The 23,242-nt window shown below is 66.1% G+C and carries 28 protein-coding genes, 1 tRNA gene and 1 pseudogene; 12 read left to right on the top strand and 18 right to left on the bottom strand.

Annotated elements, in window-relative coordinates; all coding sequences use genetic code 11:
- Positions 1 to 32: 32 nt before the first annotated feature.
- The 7 genes from BKA03_RS14180 (at position 33) to BKA03_RS14160 (ending at position 7,889) form a co-directional block, all read left to right on the top strand.
- Complete coding sequence (locus BKA03_RS14180) at positions 33 to 1,253, top strand: arginine deiminase (RefSeq protein WP_062075196.1); 1,221 nt, start codon at positions 33 to 35, stop codon at positions 1,251 to 1,253.
- Between the two features lie 22 nt (positions 1,254 to 1,275).
- Complete coding sequence (gene argF / locus BKA03_RS14175) at positions 1,276 to 2,277, top strand: ornithine carbamoyltransferase (protein WP_062075195.1); 1,002 nt, start codon at positions 1,276 to 1,278, stop codon at positions 2,275 to 2,277.
- Positions 2,278 to 2,282: 5 nt separating this feature from the next.
- Positions 2,283 to 3,212 (top strand): carbamate kinase, encoded by a 930-nt coding sequence (locus BKA03_RS14170; protein ID WP_062075194.1) that lies wholly within the window; start codon positions 2,283 to 2,285, stop codon positions 3,210 to 3,212.
- Positions 3,202 to 3,411: a cation-transporting P-type ATPase gene (locus tag BKA03_RS15030; RefSeq protein ID WP_202965734.1), complete on the top strand. Its 210-nt coding sequence runs from the start codon at positions 3,202 to 3,204 to the stop codon at positions 3,409 to 3,411. The genes BKA03_RS14170 and BKA03_RS15030 overlap by 11 nt, the downstream gene beginning before the upstream one ends.
- Positions 3,412 to 3,444: 33 nt before the next feature.
- Positions 3,445 to 4,257 (top strand): HAD-IC family P-type ATPase, encoded by an 813-nt coding sequence (locus BKA03_RS15450; RefSeq protein ID WP_257020141.1) that lies wholly within the window; start codon positions 3,445 to 3,447, stop codon positions 4,255 to 4,257.
- Entirely contained in the window at positions 4,172 to 5,593 is a 1,422-nt protein-coding gene (locus tag BKA03_RS15025) for an HAD-IC family P-type ATPase (protein WP_308477983.1), read from the top strand. Before BKA03_RS15450 ends, BKA03_RS15025 begins: the two co-directional genes overlap by 86 nt.
- A gap of 160 nt (positions 5,594 to 5,753) precedes the next feature.
- Positions 5,754 to 7,889, top strand: a complete 2,136-nt coding sequence (locus BKA03_RS14160) for a putative bifunctional diguanylate cyclase/phosphodiesterase (RefSeq protein ID WP_062075193.1) — start codon at positions 5,754 to 5,756, stop codon at positions 7,887 to 7,889.
- A gap of 9 nt (positions 7,890 to 7,898) precedes the next feature.
- On the opposite strand, the gene BKA03_RS14155 is transcribed toward BKA03_RS14160, so the two are convergent.
- From BKA03_RS14155 to eno, 4 genes are read right to left on the bottom strand one after another with little or no spacing between them, the layout of a single operon-like run.
- Positions 7,899 to 8,267: a fluoride efflux transporter FluC gene (locus tag BKA03_RS14155; protein WP_062075192.1), complete on the bottom strand. Its 369-nt coding sequence runs from the start codon at positions 8,265 to 8,267 to the stop codon at positions 7,899 to 7,901.
- Positions 8,264 to 8,722: a fluoride efflux transporter FluC gene (locus BKA03_RS14150; protein ID WP_238579421.1), complete on the bottom strand. Its 459-nt coding sequence runs from the start codon at positions 8,720 to 8,722 to the stop codon at positions 8,264 to 8,266. The genes BKA03_RS14155 and BKA03_RS14150 overlap by 4 nt, the downstream gene beginning before the upstream one ends.
- Positions 8,719 to 9,261, bottom strand: coding sequence for a universal stress protein (locus BKA03_RS14145; RefSeq protein WP_062075191.1), 543 nt, complete (start codon positions 9,259 to 9,261; stop codon positions 8,719 to 8,721). Before BKA03_RS14145 ends, BKA03_RS14150 begins: the two co-directional genes overlap by 4 nt.
- A 58-nt stretch (positions 9,262 to 9,319) precedes the next feature.
- Positions 9,320 to 10,588 carry a phosphopyruvate hydratase gene (gene eno, locus BKA03_RS14140; protein WP_062075190.1) on the bottom strand — a complete coding sequence of 423 codons (1,269 nt, stop codon included), beginning with the start codon at positions 10,586 to 10,588 and terminating at the stop codon, positions 9,320 to 9,322.
- A 437-nt stretch (positions 10,589 to 11,025) separates the two neighbouring features.
- Between eno and BKA03_RS15445 the strand changes: the two genes are divergently transcribed.
- Positions 11,026 to 11,160 (top strand): hypothetical protein, encoded by a 135-nt coding sequence (locus tag BKA03_RS15445; RefSeq protein WP_257020140.1) that lies wholly within the window; start codon positions 11,026 to 11,028, stop codon positions 11,158 to 11,160.
- Positions 11,161 to 11,226: 66 nt separating this feature from the next.
- Here the strand turns inward: BKA03_RS15445 and BKA03_RS14135 are convergent, their stop codons facing one another.
- The 5 genes from BKA03_RS14135 to BKA03_RS14115 all read right to left on the bottom strand — a co-directional run bounded on the left by BKA03_RS14135 (position 11,227) and on the right by BKA03_RS14115 (position 13,860).
- Complete coding sequence (locus tag BKA03_RS14135; RefSeq protein WP_062075189.1) at positions 11,227 to 12,036, bottom strand: DUF1206 domain-containing protein; 810 nt, start codon at positions 12,034 to 12,036, stop codon at positions 11,227 to 11,229.
- Entirely contained in the window at positions 12,033 to 12,938 is a 906-nt protein-coding gene (locus BKA03_RS14130; protein WP_062075188.1) for a diacylglycerol/lipid kinase family protein, read from the bottom strand. Before BKA03_RS14130 ends, BKA03_RS14135 begins: the two co-directional genes overlap by 4 nt.
- Positions 12,939 to 13,097: 159 nt before the next feature.
- A complete protein-coding gene (locus BKA03_RS14125) occupies positions 13,098 to 13,364 on the bottom strand; it encodes a DUF6458 family protein (protein WP_062075187.1) in 267 nt (88 codons plus the stop codon).
- A gap of 120 nt (positions 13,365 to 13,484) precedes the next feature.
- The gene (locus tag BKA03_RS14120; RefSeq protein ID WP_179398111.1) at positions 13,485 to 13,640 is read right to left on the bottom strand and encodes a DUF6131 family protein; all 156 of its coding nucleotides are present in this window, start codon (positions 13,638 to 13,640) and stop codon (positions 13,485 to 13,487) included.
- A gap of 52 nt (positions 13,641 to 13,692) precedes the next feature.
- Positions 13,693 to 13,860: a hypothetical protein gene (locus tag BKA03_RS14115; protein ID WP_179398110.1), complete on the bottom strand. Its 168-nt coding sequence runs from the start codon at positions 13,858 to 13,860 to the stop codon at positions 13,693 to 13,695.
- 210 nt (positions 13,861 to 14,070) lie between these two features.
- On the opposite strand from BKA03_RS14115, the gene BKA03_RS14110 reads away from it, so the two are divergent.
- From BKA03_RS14110 to BKA03_RS14100, 3 genes are all read left to right on the top strand, one after another.
- Complete coding sequence (locus BKA03_RS14110) at positions 14,071 to 14,769, top strand: TetR/AcrR family transcriptional regulator C-terminal domain-containing protein (RefSeq protein ID WP_062075186.1); 699 nt, start codon at positions 14,071 to 14,073, stop codon at positions 14,767 to 14,769.
- A 320-nt stretch (positions 14,770 to 15,089) separates the two neighbouring features.
- On the top strand, positions 15,090 to 15,602 hold the full coding sequence (locus BKA03_RS14105) for a MarR family winged helix-turn-helix transcriptional regulator (RefSeq protein ID WP_062075185.1): 513 nt from the start codon (positions 15,090 to 15,092) through the stop codon (positions 15,600 to 15,602).
- The gene (locus BKA03_RS14100) at positions 15,592 to 16,779 is read left to right on the top strand and encodes an MFS transporter (RefSeq protein WP_062075184.1); all 1,188 of its coding nucleotides are present in this window, start codon (positions 15,592 to 15,594) and stop codon (positions 16,777 to 16,779) included. The genes BKA03_RS14105 and BKA03_RS14100 overlap by 11 nt, the downstream gene beginning before the upstream one ends.
- A 73-nt stretch (positions 16,780 to 16,852) precedes the next feature.
- Here the strand turns inward: BKA03_RS14100 and BKA03_RS14095 are convergent, their stop codons facing one another.
- The 6 genes and pseudogenes from BKA03_RS14095 to BKA03_RS14070 form a co-directional block, all read right to left on the bottom strand.
- Positions 16,853 to 17,314 (bottom strand): hypothetical protein, encoded by a 462-nt coding sequence (locus BKA03_RS14095; RefSeq protein WP_062075183.1) that lies wholly within the window; start codon positions 17,312 to 17,314, stop codon positions 16,853 to 16,855.
- Positions 17,311 to 17,910 (bottom strand): hypothetical protein, encoded by a 600-nt coding sequence (locus BKA03_RS14090; protein WP_062075182.1) that lies wholly within the window; start codon positions 17,908 to 17,910, stop codon positions 17,311 to 17,313. The genes BKA03_RS14095 and BKA03_RS14090 overlap by 4 nt, the downstream gene beginning before the upstream one ends.
- Before the next feature lie 58 nt (positions 17,911 to 17,968).
- Entirely contained in the window at positions 17,969 to 18,529 is a 561-nt protein-coding gene (locus BKA03_RS14085; protein ID WP_062075181.1) for a carboxypeptidase-like regulatory domain-containing protein, read from the bottom strand.
- Positions 18,526 to 19,104 (bottom strand): SigE family RNA polymerase sigma factor, encoded by a 579-nt coding sequence (locus BKA03_RS14080; protein ID WP_238579420.1) that lies wholly within the window; start codon positions 19,102 to 19,104, stop codon positions 18,526 to 18,528. The genes BKA03_RS14085 and BKA03_RS14080 overlap by 4 nt, the downstream gene beginning before the upstream one ends.
- 507 nt (positions 19,105 to 19,611) lie before the next feature.
- Positions 19,612 to 19,722, bottom strand: a pseudogene (locus tag BKA03_RS15765) (IS481 family transposase); the annotation flags it as partial.
- A gap of 94 nt (positions 19,723 to 19,816) precedes the next feature.
- Positions 19,817 to 20,488 (bottom strand): peroxiredoxin-like family protein, encoded by a 672-nt coding sequence (locus BKA03_RS14070; RefSeq protein WP_062075245.1) that lies wholly within the window; start codon positions 20,486 to 20,488, stop codon positions 19,817 to 19,819.
- 377 nt (positions 20,489 to 20,865) lie between these two features.
- On the opposite strand from BKA03_RS14070, the gene BKA03_RS14065 reads away from it, so the two are divergent.
- A complete protein-coding gene (locus tag BKA03_RS14065) occupies positions 20,866 to 21,141 on the top strand; it encodes a hypothetical protein (RefSeq protein WP_062075179.1) in 276 nt (91 codons plus the stop codon).
- 386 nt (positions 21,142 to 21,527) lie between these two features.
- Here BKA03_RS14065 and BKA03_RS14060 read toward each other — a convergent pair.
- The 3 genes from BKA03_RS14060 to BKA03_RS14050 form a co-directional block, all read right to left on the bottom strand.
- Positions 21,528 to 21,601, bottom strand: a tRNA-Gly gene (locus tag BKA03_RS14060).
- A gap of 50 nt (positions 21,602 to 21,651) precedes the next feature.
- The gene (locus tag BKA03_RS14055) at positions 21,652 to 22,584 is read right to left on the bottom strand and encodes an aldose epimerase family protein (protein ID WP_152649546.1); all 933 of its coding nucleotides are present in this window, start codon (positions 22,582 to 22,584) and stop codon (positions 21,652 to 21,654) included.
- A gap of 94 nt (positions 22,585 to 22,678) precedes the next feature.
- A complete protein-coding gene (locus tag BKA03_RS14050) occupies positions 22,679 to 23,239 on the bottom strand; it encodes an LURP-one-related/scramblase family protein (protein WP_062075177.1) in 561 nt (186 codons plus the stop codon).
- Between the last annotated feature and the right edge of the window lie 3 nt (positions 23,240 to 23,242).

Here is a 23,242-nt window from a genome sequence, read left to right as displayed (position 1 = left end):
CCATTGTCACCACTCCCCAGAAAGGAACGACCATGACATTCAACGTGGGATCGGAGGTCGGCCAGCTTCGCCAGGCGATCATTCACCGCCCCGGCCTGGAGTTATCGCGGCTCACCCCCGACAACATCGAGTCGCTCCTCTTCGACGACGTGGTGTGGGCGTCAAGGGCGAAGGAAGAGCACGACGCCTTCGCCCAGGCGCTGCGCGACAAGGGAGTGGCCGTCCACTACTACGAGCAACTTCTGGCCGAAACGCTCGACCTCCCCGAGGGACGCTCGTTCGTGCTCGACAGGTTGTGCACCCCGCAAATTCTCGGTCCGTCGCTCGTGGGCACCGTGCGCCAACTGTTTGACGACAAGGACGGCGCCTCCCTGGCCTCGCTCCTCATCGGGGGGATTCTCAAGGCCGACCTGCACCCCGTGAACGCCCACAGCCTGAAGTGGAACATGCTCAAGGCCGACGACTTCATCCTGTCGCCGCTGCCCAATCACCTCTTCCAGCGCGACAACTCGTGTTGGATCTACGGCGGCGTCACGATCAACCCGATGGCCATGCCCGCCCGGCAACGCGAATCGCTGCACACCAGGGCCATCTACCAGTTCCACCCCATGTTTGCCGACGGTGACTTTGTCACCTATTACGGCGGCGAGGACAAGACCTACCAGCCGGCGACGATCGAGGGCGGCGACGTCCACGTCATCGGCCACGACGCCGTGCTCATTGGGATGGGTGAACGCACCACGCCGATGGCCATCGAGTCCGTTGCACTCGCGCTGTTCGCGGCGGGCCAGGCCACCACGGTCGTGGCCATCGAGCTGCCGCATAGCCACGCGTTCATGCACCTCGACACCGTCATGTCGATGGTCGACGTGGCGACGTTCATTCTCTACCCGTACTTCGACCGCAACCTGCGGAGCTGGACCATCACCGCAGGCGAGGAGCCCGGCAAGCTCGCGATCTCCCGCAACAAGAGTCTGTGGGAAACCCTCGCCGAGATCCTCGAGGTGCCCGAGATCACGGTGCTCAGCACCGACGAGGATGAACGGGCCGCGGAGCGCGAGCAGTGGGACGACGGCACCAACTTCCTCGCGGTCGCGCCCGGTGTGGTCATGGGCTACGAGCGAAACGTCGCGACCAACACCATGCTGCGCAAGCACGGCATCGAGGTGGTCGGCATCGGCGGCAGCGAACTTGGACGTGGGCGAGGCGGCCCGCGATGCATGACCTGTCCGATCGAAAGGGATCCCGCATGACTACCGAACGGAGCGTCAACTGATGGCCGTCAATCTGCACGGACGCAGCTTTGTCAAGGAACTCGACTTCACGCGCGATGAGATGCGCCTGCTGCTCGACATTTCCCACGACCTCAAGCGGGCGAAATATGCCGGCACCGAACGCCCGCGACTTTCGGGCAAGAACATCGCGTTGATCTTCGAGAAGCCATCGACGCGCACACGGTCCAGCTTCGAAGTTGCCGCGCATGATCAGGGAGCGCACGTCACGTATCTCGGACCCGAGGGATCTCACATGGGCAAGACGGAGTCGATGAAGGACACCGCGCGCGTTCTTGGGAGGCTCTTCGATGGCATCGAGTACCGCGGGTTCGCGCAGTCGACCGTGGAGACTCTCGCTGCCCAGGCGGGCGTGCCGGTGTGGAACGGCCTCACCGACAAGTTCCATCCCACCCAAACGCTTTGCGACGTGTTCACCATGGAGGAGCTCAGCCGCAAGCCTGCCGAACAGATCACGCTCGCCTACGTCGGGGACGCCCACCAAAACATGGGTAACTCGCTCATGGTGATGGGTGCTCTGATGGGCCTCGACCTCCGACTTGGCGCGCCCCGCCAACTGTGGCCGGAGGATGACCTCATCAAGACGGCGCGCGGCCTCGCCGAGGCCAGCGGCGGCAGCGTCACCATCACCGAGGACCCTGCCGCCGCGGTCAAGGGTGCCGACTTCGTCTACACCGATGTGTGGCTGTCGATGGGTGAGGAGGAGTCCGCATGGCAGGAGCGCATCGAGCAACTGCAGCCCTATCAAGTCAACGCCAAACTAATGAAGGCCACCGGCAACGACCACGCGCGGTTCCTCCACTGCCTTCCTTCGTTTCACAACCGCGACACCACCGTCGGAGAGCACCTCCATGAGAAATTCAGCGTTGACGCGCTCGAGGTGACCGACGAGGTCTTCGAATCCGCGGCGTCGGCCGTCTTCATTCAGGCCGAGAACCGCATGCACACGATCAAGGCGGTTCTCGTCGCCACGCTAGGGAGCTGATTCGGATGCGCTTGGTAATTGCGCTCGGCGGCAATGCGTTGCTCCAGCGCGGAGAGAAGCCCGACGCCCCCATCCAGTTGGGGCACGTCCAGGCCGCGGCCAGGGCACTCGCACCGCTCGCCCGCGATCATGAACTGATCATCTGCCACGGCGACGGACCTCAGGTCGGGATGCTCGCGGCAGAGAGCGAGGACGACGCCGCCCTCAGCGGCTCCTACCCGCTCGATGTGCTCGTCGCCGAGACGCAGGGAATGATCGGCTACTGGATAGCCCAAAGCCTGCGCAACGCAGGGGTGACCAAGCCGATCCTCAGCATCGTCACCCAGACGATCATCAACAAGGATGACCCGGCGTTCGCCAAGCCGACCAAGTTCGTGGGAGCAAACTACGACCGCGCCCGGGCGGAGCAGCTTGCGGACGAACACGGGTGGGCCATCGCCGCCGACGGACCGCGTTGGCGGCGAGTCGTCGCCTCGCCCCAGCCGCAACGGCTCGTCGAGCAGCCCTCGATCGACCACCTGCTGTTGGGCGACACGGTCCTCATCTGTGGGGGCGGCGGGGGAGCCCCGGTCTACGAGGACGAGCGCGGGCAGTTGAGCGGCGCACAGGCAGTGGTCGACAAGGACTATGTGGCGGCGCTACTGGCCGTCACCGTCCACGCGGACCGGCTCATCGTTCTCACCGACGTCCCGGCCGTCATGTCGAACTTCGGCACCCCCCAAGCGGCCCCGCTCAGTCATCTCACGCTCGACGAACTGGCCGCCATGGAGTTTCCCGCCGGGTCAATGGCCCCCAAGATCGAGGCCTGTCGCCGATTCGTGGCCGCCTCCACGGGCGGCTCGGCGGCCATCGGCTCCCTGGACGACGCGGCGGCCCTGCTCGACGGTAGAGCGGGCACCACCATCAGCAGGACGAACGGAACGCTTGACCACTAAACACGCCTCGGCACCTACGGAGGGCGGCGAGGACGGCCAGTCCAAGGCCGCCAAGGACTTCAAGACCATGGAGATGGCCGAGCTCTACAGGAGGCTCGACACCTCGGACGACGGCCTGAGCAAGGGCGAGACCGCGCGTCGACTGGAGAAGTACGGACCCAACGAGATCACCGAGCACAAGACCAATCCGCTGCTGTAGTTCCTGAGCTATTTCTGGGGTCCCATCCCCTGGATGATCGAGGTCGCCGTCATCCTGTCGGGAGTCGTGGGTCACTGGCCCGACTTCTTCATCATCCTGGTATTGCTCGTGGCCAACGCCGTCGTCGGCTACAGCGAGGAACGCCAAGCCGGCAACGCGATCGACGCCCTCAAGGCCAAACTCGCCGTCACCTCTCGCGTGAAGCGCGACGGCGACTGGGCGACCCCACCTGCGAGCGAGTTGGTCCCTGGGGACATCATTCGCTTGCGCCTAGGAGACATCGTTCCCGCCGATGCGCGCCTCCTCGACGGCGACGAGATCGAGGTCGATCAGTCGGCGCTCACGGGCGAATCGCTGCCCGCCACGTGCGGGCCCGGCGACGCGATCTATTCGGTGTCGGTGGTCAGGAGAGGTGAGATCGGGGCTCTGGTGTACGCCACGGGCACCGACACGTACTTTGGCAAGACGGCCGAGCTGGTTCAAGATGCGCATACGGCCAGCCATTTCCAAAAGGCGGTGCTCAAGATTGGCAACTACCTCATCGTGCTGGCCGTCGCGCTGGTCACCCTCATCATGGTCGTCTCGCTGCTGCGCGGCGACGCCTTCCTCACCACCGCGCAGTTCGCTCTGGTGCTCACGGTGGCGGCGATCCCCGTGGCGATGCCCACGGTGCTGTCGGTGACCATGGCGGTTGGTGCGCGGTTGGTGCGCGGTTGGTGCGCGGTTGCTCGCCAAGAAGCAGGCCATCGTCAGCAAGCTCGTGGCGATCGAGGAGCTCGCTGGCGTCGACGTGTTGTGCGCCGACAAGACGGGCACGTTGACCCAGAACGCGCTGACGCTCGGTGACCCCTTCTGCCTTGAGGGGGTGAAGCCTGAGGACGTCGTCCTCGCAGGGGCGTTGGCCTCGCGTGAGGAGAACGACGACCCCATCGACCTCGCGGTGCTGGATGGACTGAGTGACCCGAAGGATCTGCACGGCTACACGGTGACGCACTTCGAGCCGTTCGACCCGGTGCACAAACGCACCGAGGCCAGCGTGACATCGGGCGCCAAGAACGCCGCGGCCTTCAAGGTCAGCAAGGGTGCGCCGCAGGTCATGTTGGAACTCGTCAGCAACGGGAAGACGGTGAAGAACGCCGTCGACACCGCGGTGAACGACTTCGCCGCCCGCGGCTTCCGGTCGCTCGGGGTGGCCCGTGCCGACGGCGACGGCAAGTGGCGGTTCCTCGGGGTGCTCCCGTTGTTCAATCCTCCTCGCGACGACGCCGCCGAAACCATCTCCATGGCCAGGGACATGGGCGTGACCGTGAAGATGGTTACCGGCGATGCGCTCGCGATCGCAAAGGAGACCGCGGACAAGGTGGGCTTAGGTACCGGCATTCTCGACGCTGCGGGCCTTGGTGACTCGAAGAAGAAGGAGACGGCGAAGACGGGCGAGGCCATCGAAACAGCCGACGGGTTCGCTCAGGTCTTCCCCGAGCACAAGTACCACATCGTCGACGTGCTGCAGAAGCGCGGCCACATCGTCGGGATGACGGGCGATGGCGTGAACGACGCGCCGGCCCTGAAGAAGGCGGACTGCGGCATCGCGGTCTCGGGCGCCACCGATGCCGCGCGCGCAGCGGCAGCGATCGTCCTGCTCACCCCCGGCTTGTCGGTGATCATCGATGCGATCAAGGAGAGTCGCAGGATCTTCCAACGGATGAACTCCTACGACAAGGTCCACTACAGGAACGAGCCCGAGGCCTGGAACATGCGCCTGGTGCTCGGCATCGCGACCGTGCTTGGTGTCGTCGGCCCCATCGCCGCTTTCGGCCTGTTCTACCTCGGCGACCGGGTCTTCAACCTAGGCCACCCGCAGCTGCAGACGCTGATGTATCTGATGCTTTCCGTCGCCGGGCACCTGACGATCTTCCTGACACGAACTCGCGGGCCGTTCTGGTCGATCCGCCCCGCCAAGATTCTGTGGATGGCCGTTCTGGGCACCCAGGCGGTCGCGACCCTCATCGCCGTGTACGGGCTGTTCATGACCCCACTCGGATGGGGATGGGCCGGATTCGTGTGGATCTACGCCATCATCTGGGCGCTACTCAGCGACCGCATCAAACTTCTCGCCTACAGGATTCTGGATCCGATCAAGAAGGTCGCTCCGGTCACGGCTCCCGAGGCGGCGATCGCTTAGGCGGACCAGCCGGTGTCGGTTGGGTGCCCGCCCCAAACAACGGGCGAAGGCTCATGTGCGGCGGTCGTTGGGATGCCGAGCGACCCAGAAGAAAGTAGGGTTCAAATACGGGCCCCGGCGGCCGATGGGACCCCTAAGTTGCAAGCCGAGGAGGTGGCGCGTGGGCGAGACCAAGGGCGACGGCGACCTTTCTGAGGCCGAGGCCGTGGCGGCGCGCCTGGAGCGGCTCGAAGCCATCCTCGAGCTCGCGCCGGTTGGCATTGGACTTGTCGACTTCGAAGGTCGCACGACCATGACCAACAGCGCCTTGCGCCGCATGCTTGGCTACTCGCCCGAGGAGTTCGCGGCGATGTCGTGGACGGAGTTCACGCACCCCGACGACATCGAGCCGAACGCGGTCCTTTCCCGCCAGCTGTCGGCCGGGGACATCGATCACTTCACGATGGAGAAGCGGTTCCTCCGTAAGGACGGCGGGTACCTTTGGACCGCGTTGACCGTTTCGCTCATGAGGGACGCCGACGGAAACCCGGATTACGAGATCGGCATGACGCTGGACATCACCAAGCGCAAGAGGCTCGAGAGCGACCTGCGCGCCGCCGAGGAGCGGTCGCGGCTCCTCGTAGAGCGGGTTCCCGCGGTCGTCTACGTCGCCGAACCCGGCACCCGGGGCCGTTGGCTTTACGTCGGCCCGCAGATCGAACGGATGCTCGGATTCACCGCCCAAGAATGGATGGCGGATCCCGGCCTGTGGCTGCGCCAACTCCACCCGTCCGACCGCGACGAGGCGTTGGCGGACAAGCAACACATGATCATTGCCGGAACCATGGCGGAGCCGCACTCGGACACCTACCGCCTCCACCGCCGCGACGGGACGCCGGTGTGGGTGCGCGACGACGCCATGGTGCTCCACGACCAGGACGGCACCCCGACCGTCCAAGGTGTGCTGGTCGACGTCACCCAGGAAAAGGAACTTGAGGGACGCCTCGCGCATCAGGCCTTCCACGACTCGCTCACCGGCCTGCCGAACCGACGGCTCTTTGGCGACCGCGTCGATCGCGCGCTCGCGAATCCGGCTTGGGCGGGTGGCGGCGGTGGCGTCACCGTTGTCTTCATCGACCTCGACAATTTCAAGACGGTGAATGACAGCTTCGGCCACGCCTGTGGCGACGAGGTCATCGTCGAAGCCGCACGTCGAATCAAGGCGTGCGCGCGCGACAGGGACACCGCCGCGCGTCTCGGCGGCGACGAGTTCGCGCTGCTACTCGAGAACGTGACCATTGGTCAGGCGAGGGCGCTCGCCGATAGGATCCTGGCCACGCTGCACGACACACCCGTCGAGTTCAGCGTCGGGACTGTCATCGTCGGGGCCAGCGTCGGCATCGCTGTCGCCGAGCCCGACGAGACCACCGAGACCCTGCTGCGCAATGCCGATCTGGCGATGTACCAGGCGAAGCTGCGCGGGCGCGGCCGGTACGCCGTGTACGAGTCGGGCATGCACCAGGGTGCGGTCGCGCAGTTTAGGCTCGCGGCGGCGTTGCAGACGGCCGTGGCAGCGGAGGCGATCACGCTCGCCTACCAGCCAATTGCCGACCTGCACACGGGGGTCGTCGTTGGACTCGAGGCCTTGGCGCGATGGTCGGACCCGGAGCTCGGCGATGTGCCGCCGTCGGCGTTCATCCCCGTGGCCGAGCAGACCGGCCTCATCCAGGAGCTCGGCGGGCAAGTGATCGTGCGGGCGTGCGGCGACGCGGCGCGCTGGAGGGTCGCGACGGGCAGCGACGCGTACGTCAGCGTCAACGTGTCACCGCTGCAGCTCGACGACGACGAGTTCCCTGGCTTCGTCGTCGCAGCCTTGCGCATCCATGACCTCGACCCCACGAGCCTTGTGCTCGAGGTCACCGAGGGGTTGCTCCTGCAAGAGCGCAGCCTCGAGACGCTGCGTGATATTCGTGCGCACGGGGTACGGGTCGCCATCGACGACTTCGGCACAGGGTACTCGTCGCTCAGCCGGCTCCGCGAGCTGCCCGTGGACATGGTCAAAGTCGATCAGGCGTTCGTCAGTTCCGTCGAGTCCACTGGCGCCGATCCCTCGTTCCTACAGGCGATCATCCGGCTCGCCGAGACAATGCACCTGGTGACCATTGCGGAGGGTATCGAGACCACGACCCAGCTTGGCGAACTGCAGGCAACGGCATGCGCGTACGGCCAGGGCTACCTCCTCGCGCGACCGGGCCCGATCGATGGCATTCCCGCTGCCCTCACCGCGATCAGCGACGCGCCTCCGCACGACCGCTGAGGTCCGCGTTCACGGCGTCGTCAGCCACAATCCCAGGCCCGCGGCGGCAAGGCTGAGCACAAGCATCCCTGTGGCATGAGCGAAAGCAAGCGCGAGGGAGCGGGTGCCCGCGGCGAGGCGGACGGCCTCGACGCTCGCGGTGCTGAAGGTGGTGTACCCGCCGAGGAACCCCGTCCCGAGGATCAGCTTCACTTCGCTGGAACCACCGTGGGCGAGGACCGCCCCGGTCAGCAGGCCAAGGAGTAACGAGCCCGAGACGTTGATGACGAGCGTGCCCAGAGGGAACCGGAAGGGATTGCGGTGGGCGACAGCGCCGTCGACGACAAACCGGGAGGCGGCGCCGAGGCCCCCGGCAAGCGCGATGAGCAGCGGCGTCACCGTGCGCTCCCCGCCTTGGGCCGCGGCTGTCGAAGCGTCCTGGCCAGCGCTATGCCGGCCATGGCGGCCACGACGCCGACGATGATACTTACCGCCGCGTATGCGGCCCCAACCCATAGATGGCCGGTCGAGACGAGCCGATCGGTCTCCACGATGAAGGTGCTGTACGTAGTGAATCCGCCGAGGAAGCCGGTGCCGACCCCCACTCGTATCCCACGGCGCCAACCGGCGTCGGGGCCGCTACGGAGCGTCGTCTCGAGCAGCAGGCCCAGCAGCAGCGATCCGACGATGTTGATCGCGAAGGTAGCCCACGGCCAGTGCTCGGGCTTCGAGGCGAAGGCCGCGCTCACTTGCCAACGCGCCGTGGCGCCGGCCGCCCCCCCGAGCATCACGAAGGCAAGCAGTTGAGGTTGCAGGTACGGCGCCCGCCTGGGCACGGTCGCGTGGTCGCTCACCCCCACAGCGGCGTCTCCCAGTCGACGACGCTCAGGGGGACGACCAGCACGGGCCGGTGTTGGTGATGAGACAGGCGAATCGCCACGGACCCTTCGACGACTTCGAGGAGCCGTGAGCCTGGGCCGGGCGCACGGGTGCCGACGATGATCCCGGCGGCGTCTACAGCCCGCGCCAGGTGGGTGAGGGCGCGGTCAGGGCGACCGGCCAGGTAGCGGAATTCCCACGGGACGCCGGAAGGCGCCAGCAAGGCGGTCAACGACTGCTCGATTTCCTCTTGCAGTACCTTCCACGAGTCGTCGACGCTGTCGGGGTCGATTTCCGAATGGCGCACGGTGCCGTCGGGGAACTCCTCGACGGTGAATCGCCGGGGATCCACGTAGGCGAAGTAGAGCGGGATGCCGCCGGCGGCCTGGGACCACGACGCGGCCGTGAGGGCGACCATCTCGGGCTGGTGTGGTTCGATCGCCACCACCATCGGGTGGTTGCCGAAGGGGGTAAGCCTCGACGGACTCGGCTGCGGTGCCTCGCGGGTGTTCATCGTTCGGGCCCTTCTGTGTTGTCGTGCGGACTCGCGGAGAGCCGGAGGATTCGCCCCGTTAGGCGAGCCCGTACGGCATGGTGTTGTGTGCCGCGATCTCGAGCAGGCGGTTGTACTTCGCGACCCGCTCGCCGCGGGCGGGTGCCCCCGACTTGAGCTGCCCGCAGCCCGTCGCGACCGTCAGGTCCGCGATGAAGCTGTCGGCCGTCTCGCCGGACCGGTGGGAGACCATCTGGGTGTAGCCGGCCTCGCGACACAGCCTCATCGCCTCGAGAGTTTCGGTCACGGTGCCGATCTGGTTGAGCTTGATCAGAGCCGAGTTCCCGACCTTACGTTCGATCGCCTCGGCAATGATGGCGGGGTTGGTCACGAAGAGATCATCCCCCATGATCTGCGTCGTTCCGGCGAGCCTCTCCGTGAGCACGGCCCACCCGTCCCAGTCGCCCTCGGCGAGCCCGTCCTCGATCGACCACACGGGGTAGTCGGCGACGATCGCCGCATACCGTTCGATCATGTCGGCGCTCGTCAGGGTCTCTCCGGCCACGTGGTACGTCCCGTCGGAGTAGAACTCGCTCGCCGCCGGGTCCAGCGCGATCGCGATGCCCGTGCGGCCCGCGGTGTAGCCGGCCCCCTCGATCGCCTTCACGAGAAGCGCCAGCACGTCCTCAGGGCGGGTAATGTCCGGGGCAAAGCCGCCCTCGTCACCCAGCCCGGTGGCGAAACCCGCCTCCTGAAGCAGGCTGCGCAGCTTCGCGTACACCGCCGCTCCGGCCCGTACGGCCTCGGGAAAAGATGGCGCACCGATCGGCGCGATCATGAACTCCTGGAAGTCGAGCGAGTTTGGTGCGTGCACGCCGCCGTTGAGCACGTTGAAGTGCGGCACGGGCAGGCGCGGGGAGACGCCGGCCGGGCCCAGATACTCGAACAGCTCGCCGCCCGTGGAAAGCGCCCGGGCCACCGCCATCGACACCCCCACCGTCGCGTTCGCACCGAGCCGGGCCTTGTTGGCTGTTCCGTCGGCGGTGATCATCGCGTCGTCGACCTGCGCGAGCGACTCCCAGCTTCGCGCCCCGAGCAGTTCACGCAGTTCGCCGTTGACGTTCGCGGCCGCCTTGGTCACTCCCTTGCCGCCGAAGCGGGTTTTGTCGCCGTCGCGCAACTCGACCGCCTCGCGGCTACCTGTCGACGCCCCAGATGGCACTCCCGCCCGCCCGGTCGCGCCCGAGCCGAGTGTCACGTCGACCTGTAGCGTCGGATTCCCGCGCGAGTCCAGAATCTCCAGTGCGGACAATTCGGTGACGGTGAACGATGTGGCTGCGGTACTCATCGGGTGCTCCTCTCGAAACCGCCGCCCGCTCTGGACGGCGGCAATGACGTGAGGAAACCGGGGCGACCCGGCCCGTGGAGGTTGTCGTCTGAAACGCGGCAGTCTCCGCCCTCGCGGCAAGACCAGGGACCGTTGGCGGCAACCTCGCCGCAGTTAAGGGTGGGCCCCACCACCATGATGAATTCAGTCTATCAACCAGGGAAAAGCCCATATCGACCTACGTCACGGCCTTGCGTCCGAGGGTTTTGGTGGTTATCTCGTATCCGGAATTGGTGATGAGTTTGAGCCGGTCCGGGGCTCCCCGTCTGACCTGCGGTCACGATCCGCATACCAGATCTGGCGCGGTCGCCAGTAGTGACGGCGCCCACCGACGGCGAGTTCCCTGGCTTCGTCGTCGTAGCCTTGCGCGTCCACGGCCTCGACCCCGCGAGCTGCCCGTGGACATGGTCAAAATCGATCAGGCGTTCGTCAACTCGGTCGAGTCCACTGGCGCCGACCCGTCGTTCCTGCAGGCGATCATCCGGCTCACCCGCGCGACCGGTGAGCTTCGCGTGCGCGAGCCGCCCCTTTGACCCGAGTGCCGACAGGGGACCGGGTCAACGATAGGGAGTCGGATTGCGGCGTACGCGCGTTGCGCCTCAGTCCGTCACCCGCCGCCATGCCGCCTCGGCAAGCCCGTAGACGCCAAAGACGAAGAGGCCCGCTCCGAGCAAGACGACGAGCGAGGTTCCGAACGGTTGCCGCAATAGAGTGCTGAACGCCTGGTCGATACCTCCGGCTTTCGCGGGGTCAGCCGTCCAGGCGGCGACGATGGCGAGCAGCCCGGTGACCGCGAACACGATGCCTCTCGCGATCGTGCCCACACGTCCTAGCCCCACGACAACCGTGCGCCGCCTTGCTGGGAGGTGCTCAAATTGGCGGACGAATGTGGCCTTCCATCCCTCGCGCACCAGCACCAGACCGACCACCACCACGACGAGGCCAACGATTCCGACGATCCAGCGGCCGCCCTGGTGCTGCATGACGGTGGCCGCGAGGGCGCCCTGTTGTCCGGCCTGCGTCGCTTGTGCCCCGTGCAGGAGCGACTGCGCGCTGAAGGCCATGACGATATAGGCGATCCCGCGTGCGAGGGACCTCAGGCGAGGCCCCGCCTTCTTGCCTTCTCCCGTGGCGCCGAAGGCGGCCTCGGACAAACGCCAGAGGGCGTAGGCGGCGAATCCGATCGTGAGGAGCCAGACCATCGGGGCGCCATAGGGCTGGGCGAGTACCTCGGTGAGGGCGCCGCGTTGGTCGACGTTTGCGCTACCGCCGAGCCCGACGAGGACCGCGAGCCATCCGAGCACGATGTACACAAGTGCACGTGCTGTCAGTCCTGTCCGCGCGAGCCAGCCCATGGGTTTGCTGTTGGCCGCGGAGTCGGCGCGCTTGCCGGCCTGGGACGCGCTCATCGGGTCCCCTCCACACCGGCGGAGGCTAGTGCGGGAACGCACACTGTTATGGACTTCGGCTTGACTTTGATGCGCAGCTGCTTTGTGGCCTTACGCAGGTCACCGTCAAGCTCGTATGGGGTGGGTTTGCTGAAGATCACCTTCATTCGCTTTCCGCGAGTCGTGAAGACAAAAGGCGAGTCGTCCGAACGGCCCAGCACGACCGTGCTGACCGTGCTGACCCACTGTTTAAGGCTCTTGGCGGTGACGACTCCGAACTCGAGCAGCCCGTCGTCTGGCGTTGCGTCGTCGAACACCGCGACCTTGCCATAGACGTCTTTGACGTTGCCCGCCAGCACGCAAGAGATCTTTCCCTTGTGGAATCTGCGGCCGTCGACGTCGACCTTCGCCATCACGGGGCTGGTCGAGAGGTTCTTGGCGGCCGTCCAGAGGTAGGCCGCTCGCCCGAAGTGGTCCTTCAACCCATCATCGGCGTCCCTGATCATCAGCGCATCCATGCCCGCGCCCGCCATGACGGCGAAGTGCTCGCCGTTCACGATGCCGGTGTCGAGAATCCGCCGGTCTCCGTGGAGGCCGATTTCGACAGCTTTGGCGATGTCTTGGGGTATGTCGAGGTTGGTGGCGAAGAGGTTCGCCGTGCCCGCGGGCAGGATCGCTATGACGGCCTTGGATCCTGCGACCGCGTCGATGCAATGCTGGACCGTGCCGTCGCCACCCCACACAAAGAGCACGTCTGCACCCTTTGTCATTGCTCGCCGTGAGTACTTGCCCACCTGACGGCTCTTGGTGACGTCGTACCAGAGGGGATCTGGGAACCCCGCGTCGTCGAGGACGCGGCGAAGTTCATCCAGGCCCCCGCCAAAGGTCTTCCCCGCGCGAGCGATGACGGCGACGGTGGTCATGAGCGGTCCTCTCTCACGCCACGAGGGCGGAGGTCGTGCGAAGGGATGGAAGGTCATCGGCGGCGCGCACTGCGGGCGCCTTCGAGGTAAGGATGGATGAGGTGCAAACGTGCGGTGGGTCTCGGCGTGTGCCGGACCACCGCACGTCGCACTGTGACTTCAGATGACCGGCGTCCCCGAGACGTCCTCGGTGGTCACCGTCGACGATGCCACACCGGGCGAGACGACGCGGGCCCTGTTGGTCTCGGTCACCGCCAGGCGACGTCGCGGAGCGAATACGGCGAGCGTGAGAATGAGGCCGACGGCGCCGGCAATCATGAGGATGACTCCGACCACCTTGATGTTCAATCCGGCGACCGTCGCGTTGACGGCAAACGTGAGAATTGCTCCAACTGCCATCAGGAAACTATTGATTCCGATACCCATGATGTTCCTTTCGCTGGGGAGTTGAACTCCCGCTGGTACGTGCATGTGTGGATCAATTGCGTCGATCAAGGGAGCCATGTATCGCTCCCCTTCGCGGACCGTCGACCGGATCAGGCGCGGTCACCAGTAGTGGCGGCGACCACCGATTGCGCGTCCGGTTCCGCCGAGGATCGCGAGGATGACCCCAACGACAAGGAGGATCACGCCGATGGTTTCGAGGATGGGGATCGCTGCGACAAGCCCAATGATGATCAGGATGATGCCGAGAATGATCATGACGACTCCTTAGTGATGGTTGCGCGGAAGTGATTCCGGTGTGGTGAAGGCGTTACGCGATGGCGAAGTGCACGCCGAACAGGACCAGTGGCCACAGAACGATCGCGAGCAGAGCCGAGAGAATGGCTCCCGCCGACTTAAGTGAGGTGAGGTACCCGCCATTGCCAGCTACCACAAGCCCGATGACCAGATAGATCACTGGAAGGATTCGCCGAATCATGGTGTGGTCTCCTTCCGCTGCGTGAACAGCCCTCCATGGATCCCCCGGCCGTTGTCGAGCCGTGGGGTACTGAAGCATCGTAGAACTACGGTGTAGCCCTCAGTAGACTCCATGGATCGGCTTGTGTCAACACGTAGCGCTACACCGACGGTATACGGTGTAGTGATAGCCTGCAGTAGCAGACCATTCCTGGGAGCGGAGGCGCACCACATGACGCAGCACGGCGTTCGAAAGACCCGCGACTCCTCGGGCCCGAGCCGCGAGGCGACGTTGCGTGCGGCCCTTGAAATCATCGACCAGGACGGGGTCGAAGGCCTGTCCATGCGCAGGCTCGGGCGCGCACTTGGCCGTGACCCGATGTCCCTTTACCGCCACGCCGCAAACAAGGCCGCCCTTCTCGCCGCTGTCGCCGAAGCGGTTGTCGGGGAACTCTCCGTGGACACGACCGATGACGATTGGGCGGGCCAGCTCCGCACCGTCGCCCGCCAGTTCCGCGGTCTGGCGATCGCCCACCCGAATGTGGTTCCACTTCTGGTGACTCAGCCATTGGCGATCCCGATCGCCTTGCGACCGCTGGGCACGCTGCGACCGCTTGAAGCGGTCTTGGAGTTACTCATCCGCGCCGGATTCTCTGAGGTTGACGCTTTGCATATCTATCGAGCGTTCTACGGTTTCATCCAGGGCCACGTTCTGAACGAGCTCCAGGAGGTCGTGGAGAATCACGATGAGACGGACGACCTGCTCCGCCTGGGGCTGCACCGGCTGCCGCTCCGCGAGTTCCCACGAATTCGTAACCTTGCGCCCGTCCTGGCGTCCTACGACGGTGCCGAGGAGCTCGAACGAGGCATGGACATCTTGCTGACGGGCCTCCATGTTCACCCGCACCCCACCGGCTCACTCCCGGCCTGAACGAACACCACGGTGAGCGTGTAGAGCGCTGAACCGGGATGGGTGGAAGTTGGCGGGCTTGGTAGGCGGCGTCGACGGGTGACGATCGGGTTAGTCACGCCCCAGCAGCGCGACCTGGATGCCCTCGACCTGGTCATTTCGCGGCGTACCTTTGCCCCGCAGATCATTATGGTGTAGATATGACTACAGTGATGTGACGTTCTCTACGGATGCGATGGGTCAGGGTGAGTGTGGTGACGCATGTCGATGGTGGTCGAGGTCCAGGCCGAGGTCCAGGGCCCGACCGGCCCGCCTCGATCGAGCTGGAGCTCGGATTCCGCATGGGGCAGACCCACAAGGTTCTCAAGGAGACGTGGGAGCGGCAGATCGCGGACCTCGGCCTGAGCGCGCCGCTCGCGGCCATGCTGCGCACGATCTGCGAGCAGCCAGGCTCTGGCTTGAGGGAACTGGCGCGCAGGCTGCGCACGGACCCGATGAACGCGAAACGCCTCGTCGACCACCTCGAGCACGAGGGGCTGGTGACCTCGAGCGAAGCCAACTCCCATGCTCAGCGGCGCGAGGTCAGCCCGACCTCCGACGGCCTGGCGCGCGTCGCGGGACTCGTCGAACGATCTGCGGTGTTGCGTCGGCAACTCGGAGAGCTGCTCGGGGAGAGCGAGCTCGAGTACCTGCAGGAGTTGCTCGTCCGCCTCGAGGACGCCCTCGTCGACGATCCGGCTAGTGCCCGGCCGCGGGGCGATCACGCGTCGGCAAGCGACGCGAAACCCGACACGACGAGGCCGAGGCGTGAAGATCGCGGCATGAAGACAAGGAACGGCGAGCATGAGTTCTGAGACCCCCATCGGCACTGCGGCAACCCAAGCGCCCGGGGAAGCGCCGAGTGTCCCCGTGCGCAAGCATCTCCTCGGCCTCACCTGGGCACACCTGCTCAACGACGGTGCGGCCAACTACCTGCCCGGGGTTCTGCCTGCGGTGCTGATCGCGGTGCACCAACCCGTCCGGATGGCCGGCGTCCTCATCGCGGCGCTCACCATCGGCCAGGCGCTGCAGCCCGCGATCGGATGGGTCGCGGACCGGGTTGGAGGTCGGTGGCTGGTAGTCACCGGCCTGCTCCTCAGCTCGCTGGGCGGGGCCCTACTTGGCGTGACCCACAGCCTGGGCATGCTCATCGTCCTGCTGCTGATGATCGGCTTGGGAAGTGCCCTCTTCCACCCCCAGGCCCTGGCCGGCGTGCGAAGCCTGTTGCAGGGCAGGCGGGGCCTGCTCACCTCGGTCTTCCTGGTCGGAGGCGAGCTCGGCAGGGGCATCTGGCCCACGGCCGCGAGCCTCGTCGCCGCTCACCTGGGGCTGGAGTACCTGTGGATCATCGCGATCCCTGGGCTCGTGACCGTTGGGATGCTGTTCCGCTGGGCTCCGAACCTGCCGGCCCGGCCCCGGACGGTGGGCGCAATTCGGTGGAAGGAGCACCGTCGCCCGCTCGCCCTCCTTCTCAGCTATCGCGGAACTCGAGCGCTGACGACCTTCGGCCTGGTCACCTTCCTGCCGATCCTGTGGCACGTGCGCGGCGCCAGCCTCGTCACCGGCGCCTCGCTCATCACGACCGTCATCGTGGTGGGAGTGATCGGCAACCTCGCGGGCGGCCACCTGGCCGACCGGTTCGGCCGCAGGCCGGTGCTGGTCATCTCGGCGCTCGCGACCGCGCTACTGATCCTGCCCGTGGCCTATCTGCAGGGTCCCGCAGTGTGGTTCGCCGCGGCCCTCCTGGGGCCCGCGATGTTCCTCACCGCGTCCCCGACCGTGCTCATCGGTCAGGACATCTTCCCCGAGAATCGCTCGATGGGATCCGGAATTGCCCTCGGGCTGGCTAACGGGATCGGCGCCCTGCTGGTCTTGGCCCTGGGTCTGCTCATCAGCGAAGGCACCGTGATTCACGTCTTCTGGGTGCTCTCGGCCTGCAGTGCTGCGTCAGTGCTAGCGGCTCTCGCATTCCCTCGTTCGCTGATGCGCTGATGCGCTGATGCGCTGATGCGCTGATGCACTGATCGCGCCCGACGAGCGGGAGGGCGTTTTGCGCGCGGCGCGGTCAGTAGGGCGGCATCTGGCCTACGACCTTGACCGCCATGTCGACGATCGCCCTACACAGTGGCAGGTCGGCCTTGACGTCGTCGGCGGTCGCCGGGAGCTCGTCGAGGTAGTCGCCCGCATTCCGGGCTCGCCGGATCCGCGTGTAGGGCGCGAGCGTCTGGCCGAGCGGCGGATGGAGCTGGGCGCGCACCGCCTCGAAGACGCCCGTGTGGCCAGCGTCGCGCGTGGGTCGCAGCCCCTGGACAACGAGGACCGCAGTCAGGGCCTTGCGGTTGGCGGCGTGGAGTGCGTCGTAGGCAAGCTCGACATCCGACGCGGCCAATGTCGCTGCGGAAAGCAGGTGCGTGCTCGCCCTGTCGAGGAGAGCGTCGGCCGCCTCGCGATTGGGCGGAACGCGCTCGAGTTGTCCGGACGCGAGCATCTGGTCGACGGTGGTTCGGCCTTGCCCCCAAGCATTCATGGAGTCAGCATTGCGGGACCGTCAGACATCTCAAGCGGCACGAGGGGGCGTGAGCGCACGGTGCCGATGAACGCGTCGTCGGCGCTTCGCCACCGCTCCTCACTGACGTACGTGACGTTGACCTCCCGGCCGAGTTCGGTTTCGAGGCCAGCCAGCGCGGCGTCCACCGCGCGGCGATCGGGTTGGCCAACGACGAGGACATCGATGTCACCGGGTGGGCCGCCGACCTCGCCGTGGAAGCGGGCCGCCCACGAGCCGTGGATGTAGGCCTCGTCGATCCCGGCGAGTCCGGCGAGCGCCCGCCCGATGAGGAGGTGTGGTCCGTAGGTCACCACGAGGAGCTGGCGCAGTGGCGCGGTGGCCGGGTTGTCCTCGGCCGGTTTCAGAACCAGGGCGCGCCCGATGCGCTCCCCACGCAGCAGACCGGCGTCCAGGAGACGGCGTGTCTCGCGGAAGACCGTCGGCTCGGGCTCCTCGAGATCGCGGGCCAGATCAGCTGCGGTAAGCCCCTCGCCACTGGTGAGCACCCGCAGTAGCAGGCGCGCCTGGAGAGCCGATCGGAAGATCGGCAAGAGAGCGGGCGCTTGAGTTCTCATATAACGCATGATAACACTCGCTAAATGAGAGTCAATGAGAACGGCCGCTCGTCAAGCACTACGGCACGTCGCAGCGAATCTGGACCGACCGGGTGTCACCTGACTGCACGGTCGTGGCTGGTGAGGCGTCCTCGGTCGGTCCGCAATAGGTCGAGAAGATCACGTAGGCGCCCGGGGCGAGGTGAAGCTGGGCCACTCCCAGCTCATCGGTGGTGCCGTCAACGGTCTTGCCCTGGGTGTCGCGTGCGGTGACATTCACGCCGGGAGCGGGTTGCCCCTCCAAGGCCATGCCGCCAGTGGGTTGAGCTGGGCCGCCCCAGAGTCCGACGGTCACGTTGACCGTGGCGTCGACCACTGGCCCCTTGGACGCCACGGGTACACCCGTCTGCTCGGCGGGTGCCAGGACCGGTGCGGACCTCAGGAGGCCCTGCACGCTCACGGCTGCGACAGCCACAGCAGCGATGGCCACCACGCCCCCGAGCGCCATCCCCACGGTTCGGCGACGGGCCGATCGCCGGCCACGGGCCAGCACCGCGGCGGGTTTGAGGCCCGAGTGCAGGCCCTCGAGGTCAAGGCTCGTTCGCAGCTCGACGGCGAACATCTCCAGGTCAGTGCTCATGATCGTGTCTCCTTCGCCGCGCCGACGGTCTCACGCAGCCGAGCCAGGGCCCGCGACCCCGTTGACTTGACCGTGCCGATCGGGATGCCGAGCTCGGCAGCGACCTCGGCCTCGCTGAGCTCGAGCAGGTGACGCAGCACCACCACTCGCCGCTGCGCGACCGGCAGGGTCAGGAGCACGCGGACCACCGCATCGCGGCCGTCGACCGTTTGCTCACCGCGCGCACCGTCGACGATCTGAGGGTCGGTACCGGTCAGCACCTCGCGGCGGGTCCGACGCCACGTGTCGATGCGCAAGTTCGCCAGGATCCTTCGAGACCACACCAGTGGATCCCCGTTGCGCGCCGAGCGCCACGACCGCCACGTCCGCTCGAACGTCTGCTGGACCAGGTCCTCGGCCCTGTACCGGTCCCCACACAGCAGGTAGGCCATCCGGAACAGCGGGTCCTTCGCCGACCGCACGTACGCCTCGAACTCCTGCTCGTGGCTACGCGCGGGATCCAGGACCACGTACACGCCCTCGCCGCCCACCCCTGGCGGCGGCCCCTGGCGTTCAACAACCCCCTGCTCAGGCACGTCCATACAAAGAACACGCACCAACACGGCCCAAGGTTCCACCAACCACCGATCAACTTGACTTGGTCGTCCCTGCTGACTCTCTGACGATGGGGGCTTGGGGGAGAAGAGGCAGTTGACCTGCGATCTCACGTGGGGCGGGTGACGGGAATCGAACCCGCGCTATCAGCTTGGGAAGTAGAAATCGCTGGATGCCGTTGCGGGCCAAGTCGACCATATACCAGGCACAATAAGCATTCGGTGTTCTATGCATGGGGCGGATCGGGACCTTTTCGGGACCCCATCCGGTTCTGTGCGCAGGGGTCAGTAGCGCGGCATCTGGTCGACGACCTTGACCGCCATGTCGACGATCGCCCGATACGGTGGCAGGTCGGCCGTGACATCGTCGGCGGTCGCCGGGAGCTTGTCGAGGTAGTCGCCCGCATTCAGGGCTTTTCGGATCCGGGTGTACGGCGCGAGCGTCGGCCGCCGGGCGATTGGGTGGTACGCGCTCCAACCGTCCCGACGTGAGCACTGGAAGCGTTCACCCGCACGACGGTGTGACCATCCGTGCTGGACAACGAGAACAGCGAGCCGACGGCGCCCCTCGGGCGTCAACGGGGCATTAGCGTGAGTCACGAAGACCTCCGGTTGCGACAGTGAGTGTGGTAACCCACATCGTGCCGGAGGCCCTCGCTAACTCAAACGATCACAACGTCCTGGGGAACTACGCCTAGACGCTGGCTTTGGGGGTGCGTCCGGTGAGTGCGGCCACGGCCGCGACGATCTCGGCGGGCTCGGCACGGTGCGTGTAGCTCGGGTCCACGAAGGCATAGGCCACGGTGCCGTCCGTGCCGATCACGTAGGTGGCCGGGATGGGGAGCACCTCGGTCTTGATGCCCCGGGCGCGGGCGTCCTTTGCGTCGGGCTCGCTCAGCACGGCTCGTGTCACCGAGTCGACGGTGAAGTTCAGGCCGAAGGCGGTGATCGCGGTAGCGCTCGTGTCCGACAGAACGGCGAACTCGAGGCTTTGCTTCTCCGCAGTGGAAAGCGACGCGTCGGGCGCATCCGGCGAGATAGCCACGAGAGTGCCGCCGGCCGCGGTCAATGCGGGAAGAGCCGCCTGGAGGGCGTGCAGTTCGAGGTTGCAGTAGGGGCACCAACCGCCGCGGTAGAACGAGACGACGACGGGGCCTGTGGTCAGGAGGTCGGAGAGGCGCACCGGCGCACCGGTCACGTCGGGGAGTACGAATTCAGGGGCGTGATCGCCCACCGTGATGGCGGTGCGCGCGAGGCCGAGGGCGACGACCGCGTCGACCGAGGCGCGACGTCCCGCGTTGACCTCTGGCGTCGCCGCAGCGGCGGACCGCTCTGCCTGCGCCTGTAGGTCGTCCGTGAGGCTCAATGTCATCCCTTTCGCAAGGTCGAGACTGTGCGTCTTGACTCGTCGCCAGGGTACCCGGCATGGGATGTACGGGTCTGCGCCTAGACCAGGCACCGTTAGCGGCCGCTTCGCCAGAGACAAAGATGAGCCCCGCCACCATGATGAATCTCACCTGGCAACGACAGAGGAACCCATCTCGACGCACGTCACGGCCTCCCCGCCGAGGTCAGTGGCGACCTGGGCAATGGCCCGCTTTTGAGCCGGCCGCGATCCGCCCGAATGTTCCATACGTTTCACGGTGTCGCATCGTGCTACGTGGCGACTAGGCAAAAATTACTCATGGACAGACGTGCTTGAAGGGGCCACCATGTGGGGATCTGACATGAGTGGAGGGGTCCATGATGCAGGCTGCGGTCCAACGACAATTCCTACTTGTTCTTGCTGTGAGTGCCGCCTTCGTGGCGGTTCCGGTTGACTCCGCTCACGCCCTCCCGGTCTTCGAGTTCAGCAGCACGACGACGCTTGCGTTCCCCGACACTGTCGTGGGTGAAACGTCGGCCGGGATGGATGTGGTGGTGACGAATGTGTCGTCGTCGCCGCAGACGTTGTCGTCGGTGGCGGGTGGGGCCTCGGGGGATCTGAATTTTCCTGCGTCGCAGAACTGTGCGGGGTGACGTTGGCTGCGGGTGCGTCGTGCGTGTTCACGTATCAGTTTGTGCCGCAGGCCTTGGGTGCGCATTCGGCGACGACGAGCTTCTCGATTAACGGGCAGAGCTCGGGGACGATTTCCCTGTCGGGCACCGGGACGGCGACGTCCGGTCCCGGTTCAACCACCGGTTATACGGAATCCGGAGGAGCCCTCGCGGCCACCGGTCTTGCGTTGTCCCCGTGAGCCTGGGGCGGCGCGGCACTGGCCATCGTGCTGGGGCTGTCGCTGCTGCGACTCGGGCGGCGCTCGGGCGCATAACTGCGGGCGAGCGACAGAGAAGGGTGCGACCGCGCGACGCATCCGGGGGGTTTGGTGGTGCGGCGGCGCGAGCGCCAGCCTCCTGCATACACGTGGAGCGGGTGACGGGAATCGAACCCGCACTATCAGCTTGGGAAGCTGAAGTTCTGCCATTGAACTACACCCGCGCACGCCATCGGCGCGTCCCCCATCTTAGGCCACGAGCATCGGCCGATGCCTACGCGATGGGTTGTGCCACAAGCGTGAAGCTGCTCGACCGAGTCTCGCCAGGCTGAACCAAGAACACGCCTGTGCCCTGGCTTCCTGCGGCCTGGAGATTGAAGCCATCGTTCGCGTTGGTCACCGGCTCGACCGCGAAGTACGGCACGTCCACTGGCAGGTACACGACCGTGTGCTCGAGGAGCGCGCCGGCCTCGATGTCGACCGTCAAGGCGCCCGGGTAGTCGATCGTCGCCAGGGTCGACGATGTGCGCGCCGTGAAGCAGCCGTCCATGAACTCGGGGCCCAACGGCTTCATGTCCCTGAAGTCGAGGCGACCGGAGACCGGCTCCGGCGCGCCCGTGGGCAGGCATTCCACCACCGGGTACGACTGCGCGCAGTTGAGTTGCAGGCGGGCCTCGGGGCTCAGAGTGCCACCGTCGGCGCCCGTCAGGGCACGCATGAAATAGGGGTGGTGGCCGATGCCCGCGGGGAACGTCTCATGGGCATCGTTGGTGATGTCCATGTGCCACTCGAAGCGTTCGCCGTCGAGCTCGTAGCCGAACCGAGCGGTGAAGGGCCACGGGAAGTTCACGCCGAAGACGTCGCGTGACACAAACTCGAGAACGACCGACGTCGGGGTCGACTCGACCACCTGCCACGGAAACTCCAATCCGGTTCCGTGGATCGCCGTCCCGTCGGTGAAGTTGACGCGCAGCTGGTACTCGCGACCGGCCCACGCGAAGCGGCCGTGAGCGATGCGGTTCGACCACGGGACGAGGGGGAAGGACGCGGTGTGGCCCCACTCGCCGAGCTTGTCCTCCGGAGTGGGGCGCAACACGTCTACCCACTCGCCTGCGATGCGCACGCGCCCGAACGCGACGGAGCCGCCCGTGGCGGGGACAAGTCCTACTTGCCAGTGCTCGTTCTCAAGGGTGACGATGTCGGTCATGAGGACATTGTGGCTGATGTGACGCACATCTCGTCCGACCTAGTGCCCAAGGCTGTCGTGTCGGTTCTGTCGGTGGCCACCGCCACGCAACGGCCTAACGGTTCTGGAGCGCGTCCATCGCGACGGCAACCGCCTGGAGCACCCTGGTGTCGTACTCGGGCGCATCGACCGTGCACCGGTACGTGTCCCGCAGCCCAAACTTGCGGGTGATGTCGAGCGCTTGGCGGCCGTCCGGGGTCTTGTAGTCGAAGTTGTAGGGGATGAATCCAAAGTCGGTGAAGCGGCGGATGATCGCGTAGACCATCGAGCGTTCGGTGCCCTTGAGAGTGGGACGTCCGGGCTGCTCGAGGTACCAGGTCGAACTGAGGAGCGATGCCGCCCAGTCCTTGCGGAACGTGCCGATGATCTGGCCGGGGCCGTCGAAGACGTCGACGATGGACTTGATATCGAGGATGTTGCGCGCCTTGAAGCGGAACAGCACGTGGGTCTTGGTGTCGTCCGTGAAGAACACGATCTCCTCACGCAGCTTCATGCGCTTCTGCTCGGCAAAGCCAAGCAGCGTGGTCTGGTTCCACTCGGCATCAACCTTCCAGATCTCGTAGCGGTTGATGATCGCGGTGAAGCGCTGACGGACCAGGAAGTTGTTTTCGCTCATGGC

It is taken from the genome of Demequina lutea (genome assembly GCF_013409005.1).
In the GTDB taxonomy this organism is placed as follows: Bacteria; Actinomycetota; Actinomycetes; order Actinomycetales; family Demequinaceae; genus Demequina; species Demequina lutea.
This window is presented reverse-complemented; position numbering and strand designations above follow the sequence as displayed.